The 19,365-nt window shown below is 69.7% G+C and carries 17 protein-coding genes and 3 tRNA genes; 15 read left to right on the top strand and 5 right to left on the bottom strand.

The window, feature by feature from the left end:
• Positions 1 to 136 precede the first annotated feature (136 nt).
• Together ACQEU1_RS41405 and ACQEU1_RS41410 are read left to right on the top strand one after the other, a co-directional pair.
• A complete protein-coding gene (locus ACQEU1_RS41405) occupies positions 137 to 712 on the top strand; it encodes a DUF998 domain-containing protein (RefSeq protein WP_433215057.1) in 576 nt (191 codons plus the stop codon).
• A complete protein-coding gene (locus ACQEU1_RS41410; protein WP_433215060.1) occupies positions 709 to 2,694 on the top strand; it encodes a glycosyltransferase in 1,986 nt (661 codons plus the stop codon). Before ACQEU1_RS41405 ends, ACQEU1_RS41410 begins: the two co-directional genes overlap by 4 nt.
• Positions 2,695 to 3,346: 652 nt before the next feature.
• Here the strand turns inward: ACQEU1_RS41410 and ACQEU1_RS41415 are convergent.
• The 4 genes from ACQEU1_RS41415 to mptB form a co-directional block, all read right to left on the bottom strand.
• The gene (locus ACQEU1_RS41415) at positions 3,347 to 4,189 is read right to left on the bottom strand and encodes an oxidoreductase (RefSeq protein WP_433215063.1); all 843 of its coding nucleotides are present in this window, start codon (positions 4,187 to 4,189) and stop codon (positions 3,347 to 3,349) included.
• A gap of 91 nt (positions 4,190 to 4,280) precedes the next feature.
• The gene (locus ACQEU1_RS41420) at positions 4,281 to 4,811 is read right to left on the bottom strand and encodes a TetR/AcrR family transcriptional regulator (protein ID WP_433215066.1); all 531 of its coding nucleotides are present in this window, start codon (positions 4,809 to 4,811) and stop codon (positions 4,281 to 4,283) included.
• 10 nt (positions 4,812 to 4,821) lie between these two features.
• Complete coding sequence (locus tag ACQEU1_RS41425; RefSeq protein ID WP_433215069.1) at positions 4,822 to 8,466, bottom strand: patatin-like protein; 3,645 nt, start codon at positions 8,464 to 8,466, stop codon at positions 4,822 to 4,824.
• Positions 8,467 to 8,550: 84 nt separating this feature from the next.
• Positions 8,551 to 10,098 (bottom strand): polyprenol phosphomannose-dependent alpha 1,6 mannosyltransferase MptB, encoded by a 1,548-nt coding sequence (mptB, locus tag ACQEU1_RS41430; RefSeq protein WP_433215072.1) that lies wholly within the window; start codon positions 10,096 to 10,098, stop codon positions 8,551 to 8,553.
• A gap of 311 nt (positions 10,099 to 10,409) precedes the next feature.
• Here mptB and ACQEU1_RS41435 point away from each other — a divergent pair, with 311 nt between their 5' ends.
• The 13 genes from ACQEU1_RS41435 (at position 10,410) to ACQEU1_RS41495 (ending at position 18,905) form a co-directional block, all read left to right on the top strand.
• Entirely contained in the window at positions 10,410 to 11,081 is a 672-nt protein-coding gene (locus tag ACQEU1_RS41435; RefSeq protein WP_433215075.1) for a helix-turn-helix transcriptional regulator, read from the top strand.
• A complete protein-coding gene (gene sufB, locus ACQEU1_RS41440) occupies positions 11,078 to 12,532 on the top strand; it encodes a Fe-S cluster assembly protein SufB (protein ID WP_433215078.1) in 1,455 nt (484 codons plus the stop codon). The genes ACQEU1_RS41435 and sufB overlap by 4 nt, the downstream gene beginning before the upstream one ends.
• 1 nt (position 12,533) lies before the next feature.
• Positions 12,534 to 13,691, top strand: a complete 1,158-nt coding sequence (gene sufD / locus ACQEU1_RS41445; protein WP_433215081.1) for a Fe-S cluster assembly protein SufD — start codon at positions 12,534 to 12,536, stop codon at positions 13,689 to 13,691.
• Positions 13,688 to 14,002: a non-heme iron oxygenase ferredoxin subunit gene (locus ACQEU1_RS41450; protein ID WP_382437014.1), complete on the top strand. Its 315-nt coding sequence runs from the start codon at positions 13,688 to 13,690 to the stop codon at positions 14,000 to 14,002. Before sufD ends, ACQEU1_RS41450 begins: the two co-directional genes overlap by 4 nt.
• 31 nt (positions 14,003 to 14,033) lie before the next feature.
• Positions 14,034 to 14,807 (top strand): Fe-S cluster assembly ATPase SufC, encoded by a 774-nt coding sequence (gene sufC / locus ACQEU1_RS41455; RefSeq protein ID WP_433215085.1) that lies wholly within the window; start codon positions 14,034 to 14,036, stop codon positions 14,805 to 14,807.
• Between the two features lie 26 nt (positions 14,808 to 14,833).
• Positions 14,834 to 16,111: a cysteine desulfurase gene (locus ACQEU1_RS41460; RefSeq protein ID WP_433215088.1), complete on the top strand. Its 1,278-nt coding sequence runs from the start codon at positions 14,834 to 14,836 to the stop codon at positions 16,109 to 16,111.
• A 1-nt stretch (position 16,112) separates the two neighbouring features.
• Positions 16,113 to 16,553, top strand: coding sequence for a Fe-S cluster assembly sulfur transfer protein SufU (gene sufU, locus ACQEU1_RS41465; RefSeq protein WP_433215091.1), 441 nt, complete (start codon positions 16,113 to 16,115; stop codon positions 16,551 to 16,553).
• Complete coding sequence (locus tag ACQEU1_RS41470) at positions 16,550 to 16,936, top strand: metal-sulfur cluster assembly factor (protein WP_089912772.1); 387 nt, start codon at positions 16,550 to 16,552, stop codon at positions 16,934 to 16,936. The genes sufU and ACQEU1_RS41470 overlap by 4 nt, the downstream gene beginning before the upstream one ends.
• 436 nt (positions 16,937 to 17,372) lie before the next feature.
• Positions 17,373 to 17,445 (top strand) — tRNA-Gly (locus ACQEU1_RS41475).
• 1 nt (position 17,446) lies between these two features.
• A tRNA-Leu gene (locus ACQEU1_RS41480) sits at positions 17,447 to 17,519 on the top strand.
• 90 nt (positions 17,520 to 17,609) lie between these two features.
• A tRNA-Ile gene (locus ACQEU1_RS41485) sits at positions 17,610 to 17,686 on the top strand.
• Positions 17,687 to 17,766: 80 nt separating this feature from the next.
• Positions 17,767 to 18,591 carry a DUF72 domain-containing protein gene (locus ACQEU1_RS41490; RefSeq protein ID WP_433217055.1) on the top strand — a complete coding sequence of 275 codons (825 nt, stop codon included), beginning with the start codon at positions 17,767 to 17,769 and terminating at the stop codon, positions 18,589 to 18,591.
• Entirely contained in the window at positions 18,591 to 18,905 is a 315-nt protein-coding gene (locus ACQEU1_RS41495) for a hypothetical protein (protein WP_433215094.1), read from the top strand. The genes ACQEU1_RS41490 and ACQEU1_RS41495 overlap by 1 nt, the downstream gene beginning before the upstream one ends.
• Here ACQEU1_RS41495 and ACQEU1_RS41500 read toward each other — a convergent pair.
• Entirely contained in the window at positions 18,896 to 19,306 is a 411-nt protein-coding gene (locus tag ACQEU1_RS41500) for a CBS domain-containing protein (protein WP_433215097.1), read from the bottom strand. The two genes, ACQEU1_RS41495 and ACQEU1_RS41500, sit on opposite strands and share 10 nt — an antisense overlap.
• Between the last annotated feature and the right edge of the window lie 59 nt (positions 19,307 to 19,365).

Genomic DNA, 19,365 nt, shown 5'->3' on the forward strand with positions numbered 1-19,365 from the left:
GGGTCATTCGGCCCATTCCTGAAGCAGTGCTGAAAAAGGTGGGGCTAGCCCTACCCCGGCACCTCAGGGACACCTCAGGGTCACGTCGGGGGAGTTCCCCATTGGTTGATCACTCCGATCGAAAGAGACTTTTCTCGTGGTCGAAGCGGGGGCGAAAAGGCGAGGCCTGGTGGTCGGGGGACTGGTGTTCTCACTGGTTCCGATTCTTTACCTGCATGTCATGTCGGCAGGCCAGCTCAACCCGATCTCGGACGTGATCAGCGACTACGTGTTCGTCGACAACGGCACCGGGTGGCTCGCGGCGACTTCTCTTAGTCTCGCGGCCGTCTCGGCGTTGCTCGCCGTCAACCTGCGAGGTGTAGGCAGGTCAGCGCAGTGGTTGATCGGCATCTGGTCGGCGGGGCTGACCGTGGCGACGATCTTCCCGACCGATCCGACGGGAGCACCGACCTCGATGTCGGGCTACATCCACCGGTACGCCGGAGCGGTGATGTTCGTGGCCCTGCCGGCCGCGGGCGTGCTCATCGCCCGTCAGTTTCCGGCCCTGCTCGGTATCGCAACAACGGCCACCATCTCCAGTGCGGCGTTTCTCGTGAGTCACGTTTCCTTCAGCGGTTTCGAAGCGCGCGGACTTACGGAACGCGTTTTGTTCGCATCTCTTTACGTCCTGCTTTTCGCCATCGCGGCCCTACAGGTGAGGCGTCCGTCATGACCCTGCTCGCCATCACGCTCGCCGTGCTCGGCGCCGTGTGCTTCGCGCTCGCGGCCCGCCTGCAGCACGACGCGGTCGCCCTGAACGGGGCCCGCGTGAGCGTTCTGCGCCAACCCCGCTGGCTGGGCGGTCTCGCGCTGCTCGTCGCCGGCGCCGGGGTGCACGCCGCCGCGCTGGGCATGGCGCCGTTGACCGTCGTGCAACCGATCGGTGTGCTCGCGATCGGCATGACCGCGTTGATGGACCGCCGTTTCCGCGAACTGCCGGCGATCCTGCTCACGACCGTGGGCGTGGGTGCGTTCGTGTGGTTCGCATCGGGCAGTGCGACCCCCACTCGCGTTGCACCTGATGTCGAACTCACGGCAGGACTGGTGACCCTCGGCCTGATCGCGGTGCCGGGAGTGGTCGCGGCCCTTACGACCAACGCACGCATTCGTGCCGTGGCGTTCGCATCGGCCGGTGGCGTCGCATACGGCTACGTGTCAGTGCTGATGCGTGCCGTGTCGCAGTCCGTGCAGCAAGGCGGGTTCGGGCTGTCACACCTGGCGTCCGTGCTCGGCATCGCCCTGTCGCTCGCCGTGGGCGGCTGGCTCGTCCAGCACTCCTACGCCGGCGGGCCCCCGCACCTGGCCGTCGCCTGCCTGACCGTGGTGGACCCGCTGGTCGCCGTGGGCCTCGGCGCGTTCCTGCTCGGCGAAGCGGCGCATTTGTCTCCTTTGACCGGTGTCGCGCTGTTCGCCTGCGCTCTCGCCGCCGTTTGCGGCGTGTTCGCACTCGCTCGTCAACCTCGTGAAAACTTCCGAACGGAGCTCCCCGTGAACACCTCCAGCGCGCTGCGCGTCGTCATCGCCGCCGACACGTTCCCGCCGGACGTCAACGGTGCCGCGCGCTTCGCGCAGCGCCTGGCGGTCGGTCTCGCCTCGCGGGGCCACGACGTGCACGTCATCGCCCCGGACTCGCCCCGAGCCACCGACATCCCAGGTGTGACAGTGCACCGGCTCCGATCGCACCGCCTGCCGTTCTACCCGGACTTCCGCTTCTGCCTGCCGTGGCAGGCGTCCCGCGAGGCGTCGTCGTTGATCGCGGCTCTGAAGCCGGACGTCGTGCACGTCCAGGCGCACTTCGTGGTCGGCCGGTTCGTGCTGAACGCCGCCGTGGCTCAGGGCATCCCGACGCTGGCGACGAACCACTTCATGCCGGAGAACCTGTTCAGCCACGCCCACGTGCCGTCGTTCCTGCAGGGCTGGGCCCGCAAGTTCGCCTACCGCGACCTGGCCCGCGTCTTCGGCCGCGCCGACGTCGTGACCGCCCCGACCCCGCGCGCCGTGCAGCTGCTGCACGACAGCGGCTTCCCGACCCCGGCCGTCCCCGTCTCCTGCGGCATCGACGTCGCCCAGTACCAGCGCGCGGTCACGCACAACGACCGCCCGACCGCACTGTTCGTGGGCCGCCTGGACGAGGAGAAGCGCGTAGACGAGTTCCTGCGCGCCCTGGCCCGCGTGCCAGGAGCGTTCGGCGAGATCGTCGGCGACGGCACCTGCAAGGCCGAGTGGGAGCTGCTGGCCCGCGACCTCGGCATCACCGACCGCGTGCGGTTCCACGGCTTCGTGTCCGAGGACGAGCTCCTCGACGCCTACGCCCGCTGCGACCTGTTCGTCATGCCCGGCGTGGCCGAACTGCAGAGCCTCGCCACCATGGAGGCCATGGCCGCGGGCAAGCCGGTCATCGCCGCCAACGCCATGGCGCTCCCGCACCTCGTGCACCCCGGCCGCAACGGCTGGCTGTTCGAGCCGGGCGACGTGAACCAGCTGGCCCAGCGCCTGCACACGCTGGTGCACGACGAGCCGATGCGCACGAGGATGGGCGCGGCCAGCAGCGAGATCATCTCGCACCACGCGCTGGGGACGACGCTGGAACGCTTCGAGGCGCTGTACGCGCGGGCGATGGGCCAGACGGTGCCGGTCATCGCGCTGGCGGCCTGACGCGGGCGTTCGGGGGCGAAGGGGTCTAGCGGGTCCGGGGGATCCGAGCGAGTCCGGGGAGCCGTGCGAGTCCGGGTAGATCCGAGCGAGCCGGGGGAGAGCGGGGAGCGGGGAGAGCGCGGGATCGGGGGGAGCGCGGGATCGGGGGGGAGCGCGGGATCGGGGGAGCGCGGGGGGATTGCGGGGGTTGAAGGGGTTGAGGGGGAAGTAGGGGGAGAAAGAGCCACGGCCCGGCCACGTTCACACGGTCGGGCCGTTGGCGTGCGGCCGGGGCTGCGTGAACGGTCCATTGGTGCGACCGTGCGGCGTGGACGGTCCGCTGGTGCGGCCGGGGTGGCGTGAACGGTCCGTTGGTGCGGCTGAGGTGGCGTGAACGGTCCGTTGGCGCGCAACCGAGCGGTGCGAGTGGACCGTTGGTGTGGCTGTGTGGCGCGAGCGGTCCGTTGGTGCGGCCGGGGTGGCGTGAACGGTCCGTTGTGTGGCCGGACGGTGCGAGTGGACCGTTGGCGTGGCCGAGCGGTGTGAACGGTCCATTGGTGCGGCTGAGGTGGCGTAAACGGTCCATTGGCGCGCAACCGAGCGGCGTGAACGGTCCACTAGCGCGCGGCCTGTACAGGGCGACCCGAGCCGTTGGTGCGTGCGACCCGCGCCCTCAGACCTCCTCGGCCGGAAAGTCCGCCGAAGCGCTGACCTCCGCCCACTCCCGCGTCTCGGCACTGCGCCGACCCTCCGCCGCCAGCACCGTCTCCACCGCCGCGGCCCCCAGCACCAGCCGGCGCGGCGGAGCCTCCGACCCCACCACGTCCACCACCACCCGCGCGCCCCGCGCCGGATCTCCTGGCTGCACCCCGTCCGTCTCGTCCCGGAACCGGTTGATCGCCCCCACCGTCTCCTCGTAGTCGGCCCCGACCGCGTGCCGGACCATCGACGAGCCCTGCCAGTCCGTGCGGAACGCGCCCGGCTCCACGATCACCACCCGCACGCCGAACGGCGCCACCTCGTTCGCCAGCACCTCGGAGAAGCCCTCCACCGCGAACTTCGCCGTCTGGTACGCGCCCATCCCGGGCGTGCCACCCGCGCGGCCACCCACCGAAGAGAACTGCACGAACGTCCCGGAACGCTGCTGCCGCAACACCGGCAGCGCCGCCCGCGTCACGTTCACCACGCCGAACAGGTTCGCCTCCACCTGGGCGCGGAAGTCGGCGGGGTCCATCTCCTCGAACGGCGCGCTGTTGGCGTACCCGGCGTTGTTGACCACCACGTCCAGCGAGCCGAACGCGCGCACCGCCTCCGAGACCGCGTGCGCGGCCGCAGCGGCATCGGTCACGTCCAGGGCCACCGCGCGCACCCGGTCCGGGAAACGTTCAACCAGGTCAGCGAGCTGCTCAACCCGCCGGGCCGTCGCCACGACCTGGGCACCGGACTCGGCGGCGGCGAGCACCAGCTCACGGCCGAACCCCCGCGACGCACCGGTGACGAGCCACGTCTGAGCCATCAGAACCTCCATAAGTGTCACTTTCTATGACACTTATGACGCCGGAAGCGCCCGAGAAATGCCCGAACCAGGGCATGGCCTGGGTCACACCTCAGCCGACGCCGTGCAGGAACGTCGACACCACGAGCGCAGCAGCCGCGGGAGCGTCCAGCGAAGGCATCTCCTGCGCGGCCGTGTGCAGCTGGGTCTGCAACGTCCGCAACGCCCACCCGGCAGGCAGGCCCGCGGAGATCAACCCGGCCTCCTCCGCCCGCACCAGGAACGCGGACATCCGGTCGTCCAGCTCGACCCGTCGCCGTTGCACCTCGGCATCGGCGACCGCGCGGATGTCGACCGGCCACTCGCGGCTCAGCCGGACGCCGCCCTCGGCGAACGCCAGCAGCGCGTCGCGCACCGGCCGGTCGTCCAGGGTCGACGCGATCAGCGTCTCGAGCCGGTCCAGCCGGGCGCGGTAGACCGCGAGCAGCAGCTCCTCGCGCGAGTCGAAGCGGCGGTACACGGTGCGGCGGTCCACGCCCGCCGCGGCGGCCACGTCCGGGATGCGCGCGTGCGGGTCCGCCGAGAAGACGCGGGCCGCCGCGCGCAGCACCGCCTCGACGTTGCGCGTCGCGTCAGCCCTCATCCCGGCCAAGTTACCGGAGCTTCGCCTCGATCCGTTGCGCGACAAGCAGTCCGGCCTGCGTGAGCTTCAGCTCGTCCGGGTGGTCGCCGGTGCCGGTCACGATGAACCGGTAGAGCGACGCGTGGCCCTCCAGCCGTTCCCGCAGCAGCCCCGCCACGTCCGAACCGGCCGGGTAGATCGCCGGGATCGCCTCCTCCACGAGCTGCTCGCGGATGCGGCGCCGTTCGATCCGCGGCACGTACCAGGACGTGATCAGCAGCAGCGTCAGGCCGAACGCCAGCGCCGTGCCGATCACCGCCTGCCAGCCCCAGCCGCGCGGGCCGATGATCAGCAGCACGTCGGCGGCGGCCAGGTACACCACGCCGTAGACGACGGCCCAGCCCGCGGTCGCGGCAGCGGGCGGCTCGGCGCGTTCCGTGCCCCACACGCCTTCCACGCGACGCCAGCGCTGCAGGGACTTGCCGCCGGACAACGCCATCCAGACGCCGAACGCTCCACACAGGACGGACGTCGGGATCACCAGCCACGGCTTGGTGTGCAGCTCGAACCGCCAGATCCCCCAGACGCCCGCGACGACCACCACGGCGACGGCGGCCTGCTTCCAGTGGCGCTGGACCAGCCGCCACGGCCGGAAGTCCGCCAGAACCGCCAGCGGCGTCCGGATCGGCGCGGGCAGCGAGCCCAGCACCAGCAACGCCGCCACGACGAACGCGACCCCCGCCAGGGTGATCGTGCCGGTCGTGATCTCCGCACGGTCGTCGGGCAGCCGGTCGACCGCTATGGCTACCAACGGGATCACGGGGGACAGCAGCACCAGGCCGTGCAGCATCGTGCCGCTGCGCAGCGCCGCGTACCCGAACGCGCCCAGCAGGCTCGCCGCGCCGACGGCCGCGCCCGGACCGGCGGCCCAGTCGGGCAGCATGCCGAACAACGCCATCACGACCAGCGCCCCGCCGACCGCGAGTCCCAGCAACCCCAGGAACTGGGCCAGGTTCCCGCCGCGGGTGAGGCCGGTGATCGTCCAGTAGGGGAGCAGCGCCGCACCGCGCACCACCCGTGTCACCGGGCGGACGGCGGCGAGCCCCGAGCGTTCGGAGTCGGCGACCGTGACGGCCACGGCGGCGGCGGTCGCGGCCGTGCGGATCATCTGGTCCGACGCCGCCTCCTGGGTGAGCGGCTCGCGGCCGATGCCGGCGCGGTCGAACGCGTTCAGCGCCGACATGCCGAGCGTGACCGTGTGCTGGTCCGGATATTCGAGGCGGGTCAGCATGTCCGCGTGCTCCTCGAGGAACAGCTCGCCCCGGGAGCGCTTGTCGGCGCCGTCACCCCGGTCGGCGATGATCGCGGCGCGCAGCCGGGGGAGCTCCTCGCAGATGATCCGCCAGTGCAGGCCCCACGCGGCCAGCTCGGCGAGCTTCATCGACGACGGCGACAGCTCGTTCTCGGTCTCGTAGATGTCCGCGAGCTCCTTCTTGGCCAGCTCGGCGCACTCGGCGACCTGGATCGGCAGCTCCAGGCCGAACATCGCCGACACGACCTCGTCGACGACGGCCGCGGCGCGTTCCCCGGCGGTGCGCTGGTCGCCGGCGGGACGGCCGAGCGTGTCCATGCGGCGCAGGCGGCGCGGGTCGAACAGCACCCGGCACAGCATCGTGGCGCCGTCGAGGCGGCCCCAGATCCAGTCGTTGACCCGCCACGACCGCTTCAGGAAACCCGAGAAGCGGGAGAGCGACGCTCCACCCGCCTTGTCGTCGGCCGTGATCGACTGCCGTGCGAACGCGTTGCGCGTCTGCAGCGACACCTGGACGAGCTCGACCGGCGTGTCCAGGCCCGTCGAGGCGTCGTCGGACAGGCACGTGCCCGCGATCTCCAGCGCCAGCAGCCGCGCCAGCCAGCGCTCGCCGTCGGACAGTCCGGCCTCCGCGGCGGTCTCGGGGGCGCCGAGCAGGGCGTTCCACGAGACGAGCCCGCCGAGCTTGAGCCGCTCGGCCGCCAGTTCGGTGATCACCTCCTGCGCGGCGCCGACGATCCTGCCGATCTCGGCGACCTGCGCCCTGACCTCCAGGCCGAGGTGGCCCTCGATCATGTGCTCCTGGTAGCTCGCGAGGCGCCCGGTCCAGTACGTGTCGCCGAGTGAGTCGGACGGCTTCCAGTCGAACAGCTCGGTGCGCAGCCGGCGCAGCTCCGCGCGGACCTGGTGCAGCTGGCGGCGGGCAGCGGCGATCTCCTCGGCCTTGCCGTCCGGCGCGACCCACACCAGCCGCTTGAGCAGGTCCAGGGCCGACGCGCCGAGCCGTTCGGCCATCGTGATGCCCCACTCCCAGCCGGTGTCCTCGCGGCACACGAGGTCGGGGAGCCTGACGCCGGGCACGTACGGCAGGACGCCGTGCTGCTTCTTCCACTTGCGCTGCGCGGTCTCCGCGGCGCGCCGGGCCCGTTCGAACGACCAGTTCGCCGGGTTCCCCTTGGGCAGCGCGAACTGCTGCGCCGTCACCTGCCGGGCGGCGAGCCGGATCTCGACGTCCTCGTAGTGGCCGAAGAGCTTGTCCGCCAACGAGTACACCTCGCCGACGACGTCGTCCCCGTTGGCGTGCAGGCGGTCCAGCAACGCCATCCGGCCGCCCCTGCTGCTCGCGGCGCGCCGGTTGTGGTCCTCGATCTTCTCGACGTAGGTCCGGTTGGCCTGGCTGGACATCGCGCTCAGCAGCTTGCCGCCGGACGCGACCGTCGTCATCGACCTGTCGACCGCGTCGGCCGCGGGCTCGGAGCCGAGCGGTTCGGCGTGCGGGAAGACCAGCAGCATCACCCGCCGCACCGGCCCGTCCGCGGGCATCCGGTCGATGGCCTCCAGCGCCTCTTTCGTCGGCGTGTTCACGAGCACGCCGCCGTCGACGGCGAACCGGCTGCGGTCGCCGCCGTTGGCCCAGTTCGCGACGTCCGCCATGTCCGGGCGGTCCGGCGTGGCCTGGCCGCCGACCGGGATGAAGCTGGGTTCGAACGCGAACGGGAAGCTGGCGCTGCTGCGGGCGGCCAGCGCGAGCTGCAGCACGCGGTCGTTCATCGAGCCGGGCGCGAAGTCGTCGCGGGTGTCCTCGGAGACCCACGCGTACGGGTCGCGGCGGAACGAGAACGAGCCCTGGTGCACCGACTGCGTCAGCGGCTGGCCCAGGTCGTCGTAGGTGATCGTCGGGACGCCGCCGAGCAGCGTGGTGGTGATCCGCAGGTCGATCGGGCGTTCGTCGGCCTCGGTCGGCTCGAAGTCGGTCGTCAGCCGCGCGAGCGCCTCTTGGAGCCGGGGCAAGAAGAACTCGTCGCCCTTGAGCAGCGACGCCGGCGTCCCCCGGAACGGCGTGCGCAGCAGCTGCTCCATCCGCCCCTGCTCGGCCCACAGGTCCCGCAGCCTGCTGAGGTCGGCCTTCTTGTTGACCTGCGACAACGCCAGCGCGGCCCCGTTGATCCCACCGGCCGACGTGCCCGCGATGACGTCCGCCCTCGCCGTGCACCCGACCAGGTCGAGCAACGGCTGGTAGACCGACCCCGGCCTGGTCAGCCGGTCGAGCTCCAGCACCACGCCGCCCATCCAGACGGCGAGGCTCACACCCCCGTTGAGCACGACCGCGAACCGGACCTCTTCGCGCGCCATGTTCTCGTCCATGCCGCACCCCCTCCCGGCAAGAGATCTTCCTACTGCAGGGATCTCGTCCGCCGGAGGTTCGGGGTTACCGGCCCGAACGGGCTGTCAGACGTGCCCGCCACCGGCCGGATCGGACTTGAGGAACGGCCCGACCCGCTTGCGCGCGATCAGCACGCACACCGCGAACGTGATGATCGCCCCGGCCACCGCCTGCGGCACCGTGTACGCGCGCCCGTCGAACGCGGACCCGGTCGGCGGCAGGATCACCGCGATGATCGCGGACACCACCATCGCGAACATCCGGAACTTGGGCCCCACCACCGCCGTCGCCAGCGGCAACATCGCCCACAACACGTACCAGGGCTGCAGCACCGGCCCGAGCACGAGGATCGCGCCCAGCGCGGCCCCGAGCCCGTTCATCGCCTTGATCCGCCCCTTGAAGCTCCTCCACAACAACACCACCGTGATCACCACGGACACCGCCTGCCCGAGCATGCGGGTCAACGCGATCATCGCCTCGGTGTGGTTGCCGAGCCCGAGCATGATGCCGGTCCCCGCCCCCAGGAACCCGAGCGCGGTGGGCGGCGACATCCACGACTTGACCGTGGACGCGACGTTCAACGTCTCCAGCCACCCGAACCCGAACCCGGTCCCCAGGCAGATCGCCACGACCCCGACCGCGGCGATGACCGCCATCACCCCGGCCACCACCGCCAGGTGCTTGAGCTTGCCGCCCAGCTTCCGCGCCACCAGCACCCCGAGGAACCCGAGCGCCGCCATCGCCGGGATCTTCACCATCGCGCCGCACACGATGACCCCGGCGCCCAACGCGATCCACGACCACCTGAGCGGTTCCAGCCCGCGCATCGCCAGCTCGAGCCCGACCAGCATGAGCCCGAGCGCCAGCCCGTCGTTGTGCACGCCGATGACGATGTGGAACAACACCAACGGGTTGAGCGCCCCCAGCCACAGCGCCCCGACCGGCGGCACCCCGAACCGCGCGGCGAGCCGAGGCAGCGCCCACACGATCATCCCCAGGCCGACCAGCACCAGCAGCCGGTGCACGAACACGCCGGACACGACGTGGTCCCCGGTCACCATCGCGGTCAACCGCCCGAACGCGAGGAACAACGGCCCGTACGGCGCCGGCGTCTCCCGCCAGATGTTCGGCACACCGCGAGTCAGCACGTGGTCGACACCGAGCGCGTTGGCCGGCCCCAGCTCGTACGGGTCCAGCCCTCGCGCGGCGATCTCGCTCTGCGCGAGGTAGGAGTAGACGTCCCGGGAGAACATCGGCACGCAGAAGACCAGCGGCACGGTCCACATGAGCAGCGTGCGGTCCATCTGGCCGCGGGAGATGAGCCTGGGTCTGCCCGGCTTGACGAACCGGCCCAGCGCCAGCCAGGCGGACACGATCATGAAGATGCCGGTCCAGACGACCCCCATCGCGACGCTGGGCATCCGGGAGAACAGGCCCAGGACCGGGACGCCGTAGAGCGGGGAGTAGATGGGCGCGGCGCCACCGCCGAGCGACCCGACGGTCAGCAGGAGCGCGCCGATCGTGCCCCAGCGACGCACGATGTCCAGTTGACGACGCTCTCGACCGTTCAAGAGGTCGCTCTCCGGAATCACGGCTCCGCCGTTGGTGGGCATGCGGGCAGCGTATCCAGCGGGGGTGGTGGGGCGTGCCGGGACGTCACCACTCGTGCGCGTGCGCCCTCCGTGCCGTCCTGCCCGGCCTCAGGCGACCTCACCCGGCTCACCTCGGGCAGTCCCGCCGGCAAGCTCCTCCGCCCCCGCCCGCCTCGCCCAACCCGCCGTCCACCCCGGACGAGTGATCCTCAACCGCCCTGGCAGGCGCCCTCAGCCGTGAGTCAGGTCACCCTGTGACCGCGATCTTTGCGACCTCCGGCGAAATACGCAACACTGGTGTTGTGAAAAACGCCGAGAGCCACCTTGACGCCGTGCCTGCGCACGACGGCAAGACTCGGCGTGCTGTCGCCAGGCTCCTGCTGGAGCAGGGCCCGGTCACCGCGGCAGCCGTCGCGGAGGAGCTGGGCATCAGTCCCACGGCGGTGCGTCGGCACATCGACGCGTTGCTCGCGGACGGCGAGGCGATCACGAGGGACGCGCCCAGGCAGACGCAACGTGGCCGGGGTCGTCCCGCGAAGCTGTTCCTCCTGACTGACGCCGGACGTGCCCGGTTCGGCCACGCCTACGACGACCTCGCGGTCGCCGCGCTCAGGTTCCTCGCCCAGACGGGTGGGGAGGAAGCGGTCAAAGCGTTCGCGCAGAGTCGTGTCGACGCGCTGGTGGACCGGCATCGGTCGGCGATCGTGGCCCAGGCCACGCCCGCCGAACGGGCCAAGGCCCTCGCAGCCGCGTTGACCAGGGAGGGTTACGCTTCATCGGCTCGCAACGTCGGGGTGGGTGAGCAGTTGTGCCAGCACCACTGCCCGGTCGCCCACGTCGCAGCCGAGTTCCCCCAGCTGTGCGAGACCGAGACGGAGACGTTCGCGAACCTCCTCGGTACCCACGTGCAGCGCCTCGCGACGATCGCCCGCGGCCACGCCGTGTGCACGACGCACATCCCGAACATTTCACGGATCCCAGATGATGGAGGGGAGCCCGCATGACTGCCGCTGCCGAGCAGCGCACGCCCACCACGGTGCAGTCTCCGCTCACGCAGGAAGAGACCATCGCGTCTCTCGGCAACTACGAGTTCGGCTGGGCCGACTCGGACACTGCCGGCGCGAGCGCCCGCCGAGGCCTCAGCGAGGATGTCGTCCGCGACATCTCGGCGAAGAAGGACGAGCCCGAGTGGATGCTCGACTACCGGTTGAAGGCGCTGAAGCTCTTCGACCTCAAGCCGATGCCGAACTGGGGCGCCGACCTCTCTGGGATCGACTTCGACTCGATCAAGTACTTCGTGCGGTCCACCGAGAAGCAGGCCACCAGCTGGGAGGACCTGCCCGAGGACATCAAGAACACGTACGACCGGCTGGGCATCCCCGAGGCTGAGAAGCAGCGCCTCGTCGCGGGTGTCGCCGCGCAGTACGAGTCCGAGGTCGTCTACCACCAGATCCGCGAGGACCTGGAGCAGCAGGGTGTCATCTTCGTCGACACCGACTCGGGTCTGCGGGACTACCCGGAGCTCTTCAAGGAGTACTTCGGCTCGGTCATCCCCGCGGGTGACAACAAGTTCTCCGCGCTGAACTCCGCGACCTGGTCCGGCGGCTCGTTCATCTACGTGCCGAAGGGTGTCCACGTCGACATCCCGCTGCAGGCCTACTTCCGGATCAACACCGAGAACATGGGCCAGTTCGAGCGCACGCTGATCATCGTCGACGAAGACGCCTACGTGCACTACGTCGAAGGCTGCACGGCGCCGATCTACTCGTCGGACTCGCTGCACTCGGCCGTGGTCGAGATCATCGTGAAGAAGGGCGGCCGCTGCCGCTACACGACGATCCAGAACTGGTCGAACAACGTCTACAACCTGGTCACCAAGCGCGCCAAGGCCGAAGAGGGCGCGACCATGGAGTGGGTCGACGGCAACATCGGCTCCAAGGTGACCATGAAGTACCCGGCCGTGTTCCTCATGGGCGAGCACGCCAAGGGCGAGGTCCTCTCGATCGCGTTCGCGGGCGAGGGCCAGCACCAGGACGCCGGCGCCAAGATGGTCCACATGGCCCCGCACACCTCCTCGACCATCGTGTCGAAGTCGGTGGCGCGCGGCGGTGGCCGCACGTCGTACCGCGGCCTGGTCCAGGTCAACAAGCGGGCGCACCACTCGAAGTCCACGGTGAAGTGCGACGCGCTGCTGGTCGACACCATCAGCCGCTCGGACACCTACCCGTACGTCGACGTCCGCGAGGACGACGTCGCGATGGGCCACGAGGCCACGGTCTCGAAGGTCTCCGAGGACCAGCTGTTCTACCTGATGTCGCGCGGCCTCAACGAGGACGAGGCCATGGCCATGATCGTGCGCGGGTTCGTCGAGCCCATCGCGCGCGAGCTGCCCATGGAGTACGCCCTCGAGCTGAACCGCCTGATCGAACTGCAGATGGAAGGGGCCGTCGGCTGACATGGCCGCCCTGTCGACTCAACCTCACTCCCACGGTGCCGTCGTCCCGGTCGCCTCGCGCGCGGAGCACTTCACGTCGTACGACGTGGACGCGTTCGAGGTCCCGGGCGGCCGTGAGGAGATCTGGCGCTTCACGCCTCTCAAGCGTCTTGCCGGTCTGCACTCCGGCGCTGCGGCAACGGGTTCCGCTGCCGTCGAGGTGAACGCCGCCGCCGGTGTCACCGTCGAGACGGTCGGTCGTGACGACGACCGCCTCGGCAAGGCCGGCGTTCCCGGTGACCGCATCGCCGCGCAGGCGTACAGCTCCTTCGCCGACGCCACCGTCGTGACGCTGCCCGGCGACGCGAAGTCCGACCCGACGACCGTGACGATCACGGGCGCCGGCGAGGGCCAGGTCGCCTACGGCCACCTGCTGGTCAAGGCCGCGCAGTTCGCCGAGGGCACCGTCGTCGTCGACTACCGGGGTTCCGGCGCGTACGCCGAGAACGTCGAGTTCGTCGTCGCGGACGGCGCGCACCTCCAGGTGATCGCGATCCACGACTGGGCCGACGACGCCGTGCACGTCTCGCAGCACCACGTGAAGCTCGGCCGGGACGCGTCGATCAAGCACACGGTCGTGACGCTCGGCGGCAACGCCGTCCGCATCACGCCGGTCGTGCAGTACGCGGGCAAGGGCGGCGACGCGGAGCTGTTCGGGCTGTACTTCGCGGACGCGGGTCAGCACCAGGAGCACCGGCCGTTCATCGACCACTCGCAGCCCAACTGCCGCAGCAACGTGGTCTACAAGGGCGCGCTGCAGGGCGAGGGCGCGCACACCGTGTGGATCGGCGACGTGCTGATCCGCGTGGCGGCCGAGGGCACCGAGACGTTCGAGCTCAACCGCAACCTGGTGCTCACCGACGGCGCGCGCGCCGACTCGGTGCCGAACCTGGAGATCGAGACCGGCGAGATCGAGGGTGCGGGCCACGCCAGCGCCACCGGCCGGTTCGACGACGAGCAGCTGTTCTACCTGCAGGCGCGCGGCATCCCGGAGGAGCAGGCCCGGCGTCTCGTCGTGCGCGGCTTCTTCCAGGAGCTGATCGCGAAGATCGCCGTCCCCGAGGTGCGCGAGCGCCTCGAGGCCGCTATCGAGGCAGAGCTCGAGGCGGTCGGCGCGTGATCAAGGTGTGTGCACTGTCCTCATTGGACGACCGCAAGCCCTTTGCCGCCACCGTGGACGACGTGGACGTCGTCCTGGTGCGCGAGGGCGAGCGGGTGCACGCGCTCGCGGATCTGTGCTCGCACGCCGCGGTGTCGCTGAGCGAGGGCGAGGTCTCCCGCAAGGGGATCGAGTGCTGGTTGCACGGGTCGTGCTTCGACCTGGAGACCGGCAAGCCCTCCTCGCCACCTGCCAGCGAACCGGTCGACGTCTACGCCGTCGACATCCGGGACGGCGACGTCTTCGTCGACGTCACCGTCACCACGAACTGACTTAGCTAGACCACCAGGAGATTCAGCAGTCATGGCCACCCTTGAGATCAAGGACCTGCACGTCTCGGTCGTCAGCGAGGACGCTCCCAAGGAGATCCTCAAGGGCGTCGACCTGACGATCAAGGCCGGCGAGACGCACGCCATCATGGGCCCCAACGGCTCCGGCAAGTCCACGCTGTCCTACGCGATCGCCGGTCACCCGAAGTACACGATCACCTCGGGCACCGTCACGCTCGACGGTGAGGACGTCCTCGAGATGTCCGTCGACGAGCGCGCCCGCGCGGGCCTGTTCCTCGCCATGCAGTACCCGGTCGAGGTCCCCGGCGTCTCGATGTCGAACTTCCTGCGCACCGCCGCCACCGCCGTGCGCGGCGAGGCCCCGAACCTCCGCCACTGGGTGAAGGAGGTCAAGGGTGCCATGGCAGACCTCGACATCGACCCGGCGTTCGCCGAGCGTTCGGTGAACGAGGGCTTCTCCGGCGGTGAGAAGAAGCGCCACGAGATCCTGCAGCTGGGCCTGCTCCAGCCGAAGGTCGCGATCCTCGACGAGACCGACTCCGGCCTGGACGTCGACGCGCTGCGCGTCGTGTCCGAGGGCGTCAACCGCTACAAGGCCTCCGGTGAGGTCGGCGTCATGCTGATCACGCACTACACCCGGATCCTCAAGTACATCCAGCCGGACTTCGTGCACGTCTTCGCGAACGGCCGGATCGTCGAGTCGGGCGGCCGCGAGCTCGCCGACCAGCTCGAGTCCGAGGGTTACGTGAAGTACACGGGTTCCAAGGAAGCCGCAGCCATTTCCTAACGTTGCAGGTGTTGAGAGGAGGCGCTGTGACCACCACCGCAGCACCACTGGACGTAACCGCTCTGAGGGCGGACTTCCCGATCCTGTCTCGCACCGTTCGTGACGGGAAGCGCCTGGTCTACCTGGACTCCGGCGCCACCTCGCAACGCCCGACGCAGGTTCTGGACGCCGAGAAGGCGTTCTTGCAGGAGCACAACGCCGCGGTGCACCGCGGCGCGCACCAGCTGGCGGAAGAGGCGACCGACGCGTACGAGGGTGCGCGTCAGCGCATCGCGGACTTCGTCGGCGCCGACTTCGGCGAGCTGGTGTTCACCAAGAACGCCACCGAGGGCTTCAACCTCGTGGCGTACGCGATGGGCAACGCCGCGACCTCGGGTCCCGAGGCCGCGCGCTTCGTCGTGGGTCCCGGCGACGAGATCGTCGTGACCGAGATGGAGCACCACGCGAACCTCGTTCCGTGGCAGCAGCTCGCCGCCCGCACCGGCGCGACGCTGAAGTGGTTCAAGCTCGACGCGGACGGCAGGCTCGACCTGTCCGATGTGGACAGCGTGATCACCCCGCGCGCCAAGGTCGTCGCGTTCACGCACCAGTCGAACGTGACCGGCGTGATCAACCCGGTCGAAGTGCTCGTCGCGGCCGCGCGGAAGGTCGGCGCGCTGACCGTGCTGGACGCGTGCCAGTCCGTTCCGCACGGTCCGGTCGACTTCCGCAAGCTCGGCGTCGACTTCGCGTCGTTCTCGGGTCACAAGATGCTCGGCCCGTCCGGCATCGGTGTCCTTTATGGACGGCGTGAGCTGCTGGAGGCGTTGCCTCCCTTCATCACCGGCGGCTCGATGATCGAGCTGGTGAAGATGGAGGGCTCGACGTTCGCTCCGCCGCCGCAGCGCTTCGAGGCCGGTTCGCCGATGACGTCCCAGGCCGTCGGCCTGGGTGCCGCGGTGGACTACCTCAGCGTCGTGGGCATGGAACGCATCCACGCCCACGAGCACGCGCTGACCGTGGCGGCGCTGGAAGGCCTGTCGTCCGTGCGGGGCGTCCGGCTGATCGGTCCGTCCGATGCGGTGAACCGCGGCGGCGCCGTGCCGTTCGAGATCGAGGGTGTGCACCCGCACGACGCCGGCCAGGTGCTCGACAGCCTGGGCATCGCCGTGCGCGTCGGCCACCACTGCGCGTGGCCGCTGCACCGCTGCCTCAACGCCCAGTCGTCGGTGCGCGCGACGTTCTACCTGTACAACACGCTCGACGAGGTCGACGCGCTGGTCGACGGCGTCCGCGAGGCGCAGAAGTTCTTCGGGGTGGCCTGAGATGCAGCTCCAGCAGATGTACCAGGAGATCATCCTGGACCACTACAAGAACCCGCACGGCCGCGGCCTGCGCGACCCGTACGACGCCGAGTCGTTCCAGGTCAACCCGACCTGCGGCGACGAGGTGACGTTGCGGGTCAAGCTCGACGGCGACCTCGTCTCCGACGTGTCGTACGACGGCCAGGGCTGCTCGATCAGCCAGGCCTCGACGTCGGTGCTGACGGACCTCGTCGTGGGCAAGCCCGTGGGCGAGGCGTTCAAGAAGATGGACGCGTTCGTCGAGCTGATGCAGAGCCGCGGGCAGATCGAGCCCGACGAGGACGTCCTGGAAGACGGCATCGCCTTCGCCGGTGTGTCGAAGTACCCGGCGCGCGTGAAGTGCGCGCTGCTGGGTTGGATGGCCTTCAAAGACGCAGTAGCACGAAGCCAGGGAGCAGCATGAGCACCGAAGAAGTGGTCCGGGGAGCCGAAGGCATGCCGGTCTTCGAGCCCAAGGCTGACGTCGCCGCGCTGGACGACGTGGAAGAAGCGATGCGCGACGTCGTGGACCCCGAGCTCGGCATCAACGTCGTGGACCTCGGACTCGTCTACGACATCCACATCGACGACAAGAACGTCGCCACCATCGACATGACGCTCACGTCCGCGGCCTGCCCGCTGACCGACGTCATCGAGGACCAGACCCGCGCCGCCCTCACCGGGGGCACGGGCGGCGGTCTCGTGTCGGACTTCCGCATCAACTGGGTGTGGATGCCGCCGTGGGGCCCCGAGAAGATCACCGACGACGGCCGCGAGCAGCTGAGGGCACTCGGCTTCACGGTCTGACTCCGCTCTCCCGAACGGCGCGCATCCCTCCCGGGTGCGCGCCGTTCGTTTTGCGCCGTCGCTCGGCAAACCTCTCGACGGCTGTTTCCCAGTTCCTGGGAGAGAATTAAATGCGTTGCACGCCCTCTCGGCCGTCGCATACCTTGGTCCCATCACGAACACCGAAGATCAACCGGAGGAAGACATGCTCGCCAAGGCACAGCTCGCGGGGTGGCGAATTCTCGCCCTCATCGCCGGCGGTCTGCTGGCGTTGGCGTGGGGCTCCACGCCATGACCTGATCCCCAGGTCATGACCTCGGAGCCGCCCACGGGAAACCTGGGCGGTTTTCTTTTTGGCCTGCGTCACATGCCGATGAGCTTTGGAAGCGGAACGGATTCCAAACCCGTTTCCCGAGGGTTCGACTCCTTCCATCGGTGCTGCTCGAAAAAAAACAATGCGGTCGTGGTGAACTCGGCGGACACGTCGGTCTTCCAAACCGAAGCAGAGGGTTCGATGCCCTCCGACCGCTCGCCCCGGTAGCCCAACGGAAGAGGCAACGCGCTCAGAACGCGTTCAGTGCAGGTTCGAATCCTGCCCGCGGCACTGCACAACCGAACAAGGGGGGACGCGCCGGCGCGCAGGTGATCCTTGCAAGATCGCCCCGGAGGGTTCGACACCCTCGTCTTCCACTTGCGTCCCGTAGCTCAGTGGTAGAGAGCAACCGTCTGATACACGGTGAGTCCCAGGTTCGACTCCTGGCGGGACGACCATCGTTCGCACGCGAACCGTAAAGTTGGACCCACGACCGATGGGAGTGGGTGGAGTGGCACGTCTGCACGTCGGCTGCGCGATGTGGAACCACAAGGCGTGGCCAGGACGGTTCCTGCCACAGCCGTTACCCGCGAAGGAACGCCTGCGCGCGTACGCGGGTTGGTGCAACGCGGTCGAGGGCAACACCACCTTCTACGCGACCCCCACGCGCGCCACCGTCGAGACGTGGGCCCAGCAGACCGATCCGGACTTCCGGTTCGTGGTGAAGCTGCCCAAGGTCGTCACGCACGAACGCCGGTTCGCCGGTGTCGAGACGGAGATGCGGGCGTTCCTGGACGCGATCGAACCCCTCGGCGAACGCGCCGTGCTGTGGACCCAGCTGCCCGCGTCGTTCAGCCCGCTCGACATCGACGCCCTCGGCCGATTCCTGCGCAGGCTGCCCGTCGGCCTTCGGCGTGCCGTGGAAGTGCGACACCTCGACTTCTTCACCAACGCGCGCGCGGAGACGTTGCTCGAAGGAACGCTCGACGACACGCACGCCGAGTGGATCCCGTTCGACACCGAAGTGCTGTTCCAGAGCCCGCCGACCAGCGAGGGCGAAGCGGAGGCGTGGGCCAAGAAACCTCGTACGCCGCGACGAACGCGCGCGCTGACCGATCGTCCGGTCGTCCGCTACCTCGGCCGGGACGCGGACGAGGAGACCGTCGAGGGTTGGCGGCCGTGGACCGAGATCGTCGCGGGCTGGCTGAACGAGGGCCGCTCACCGACGTTCTTCCTGCACACGCCGAACAACGACGACGCGCCCGCGTTGGCGCGGAGGTTCCACGACGACGTGCGGGCGCTGGTGCCCGACCTCGACCCGCTGCCAGAGCCGGAGCCGGTCGAGCCCGCGACCTTGTTCTGATGGACCGCAGCAGCAGAGCGCTCTCCGGTGCCGGCGCCCTCTTCTTCGACGAAGCGGGACGCCTTCTGCTGGTGGCCGACTGGGCGCCGCGCGACGGCGAGGACCGCGTGCTGTTCGTGTTCGAAGGCGGGCTGATCGACGCGGCCGAGATCCGGTTGCCGGCCGAGGAACTGAGGTCGTTCGCGTTCGTGCCGCCCGCCGAGGCCGGGCTCCGCCTGATTCCGCGGCTCGCGCGGCGCGTCGCGGAAGCCTTGCGCGCCAGGGAGTCAGGCGAGACCCGGTACCTCGAACACGGCCTCGCGCGTCAGGCGTAGACCCGTTCGACGAACGACGCCAGCTGGTCCTCCGGCAGGTGCCGGGCGAGGTCCGCCTCGGACACCATGCCGACCAGCCGGTGGTCCTCGATCACCGGCACGCGGCGGATCTGGTTGTCCTCCATGGTCCGCAGCACCTGCGCCAGCGAGTCGGACGCGTCGACCCAGTGGACGTGACCGCCGAACTCGCTCGCCTTCGTCGTCGTCAGGTCGAGCCCGGCCGCGACGGCCCTGATCACGATGTCGCGGTCGGTGATGATCCCTTGCAGCCGGTCGTCCTTGCCGCAGATCGGCAGGGAGCCGACGTCGAGGTCCCGCATCATCCTGGCGGCCTCGACGAGGTTCGCGTCCTCGTCCACGCACCGCACTCCGGGGTGCATGATGTCGCGCGCTGTCGTCACGACCTCCTCCTTCCGGCTTTCACCCCAGCATCCGCCCGCCCGGACCACCCTGCCGAGTG

Origin of the sequence: Lentzea sp. CA-135723, assembly GCF_050936595.1 — a bacterium.
Taxonomy (GTDB): Bacteria; Actinomycetota; Actinomycetes; order Mycobacteriales; family Pseudonocardiaceae; genus Lentzea.

Coding starts and splice junctions, on each gene's coding strand:
- ACQEU1_RS41410 (WP_433215060.1), top strand. CDS start 709: ATGACCCTGCTCGCCATCACGCTCGCCGTGCTCGGCGCCGTGTGCTTC.
- ACQEU1_RS41415 (WP_433215063.1), bottom strand. CDS start 4,189: ATGGCTCAGACGTGGCTCGTCACCGGTGCGTCGCGGGGGTTCGGCCGT.
- ACQEU1_RS41420 (WP_433215066.1), bottom strand. CDS start 4,811: ATGAGGGCTGACGCGACGCGCAACGTCGAGGCGGTGCTGCGCGCGGCG.
- ACQEU1_RS41425 (WP_433215069.1), bottom strand. CDS start 8,466: ATGGACGAGAACATGGCGCGCGAAGAGGTCCGGTTCGCGGTCGTGCTC.
- mptB (WP_433215072.1), bottom strand. CDS start 10,098: ATGCCCACCAACGGCGGAGCCGTGATTCCGGAGAGCGACCTCTTGAAC.
- sufB (WP_433215078.1), top strand. CDS start 11,078: ATGACTGCCGCTGCCGAGCAGCGCACGCCCACCACGGTGCAGTCTCCG.
- sufD (WP_433215081.1), top strand. CDS start 12,534: ATGGCCGCCCTGTCGACTCAACCTCACTCCCACGGTGCCGTCGTCCCG.
- sufC (WP_433215085.1), top strand. CDS start 14,034: ATGGCCACCCTTGAGATCAAGGACCTGCACGTCTCGGTCGTCAGCGAG.
- sufU (WP_433215091.1), top strand. CDS start 16,113: ATGCAGCTCCAGCAGATGTACCAGGAGATCATCCTGGACCACTACAAG.
- ACQEU1_RS41470 (WP_089912772.1), top strand. CDS start 16,550: ATGAGCACCGAAGAAGTGGTCCGGGGAGCCGAAGGCATGCCGGTCTTC.
- ACQEU1_RS41490 (WP_433217055.1), top strand. CDS start 17,767: ATGTGGAACCACAAGGCGTGGCCAGGACGGTTCCTGCCACAGCCGTTA.
- ACQEU1_RS41495 (WP_433215094.1), top strand. CDS start 18,591: ATGGACCGCAGCAGCAGAGCGCTCTCCGGTGCCGGCGCCCTCTTCTTC.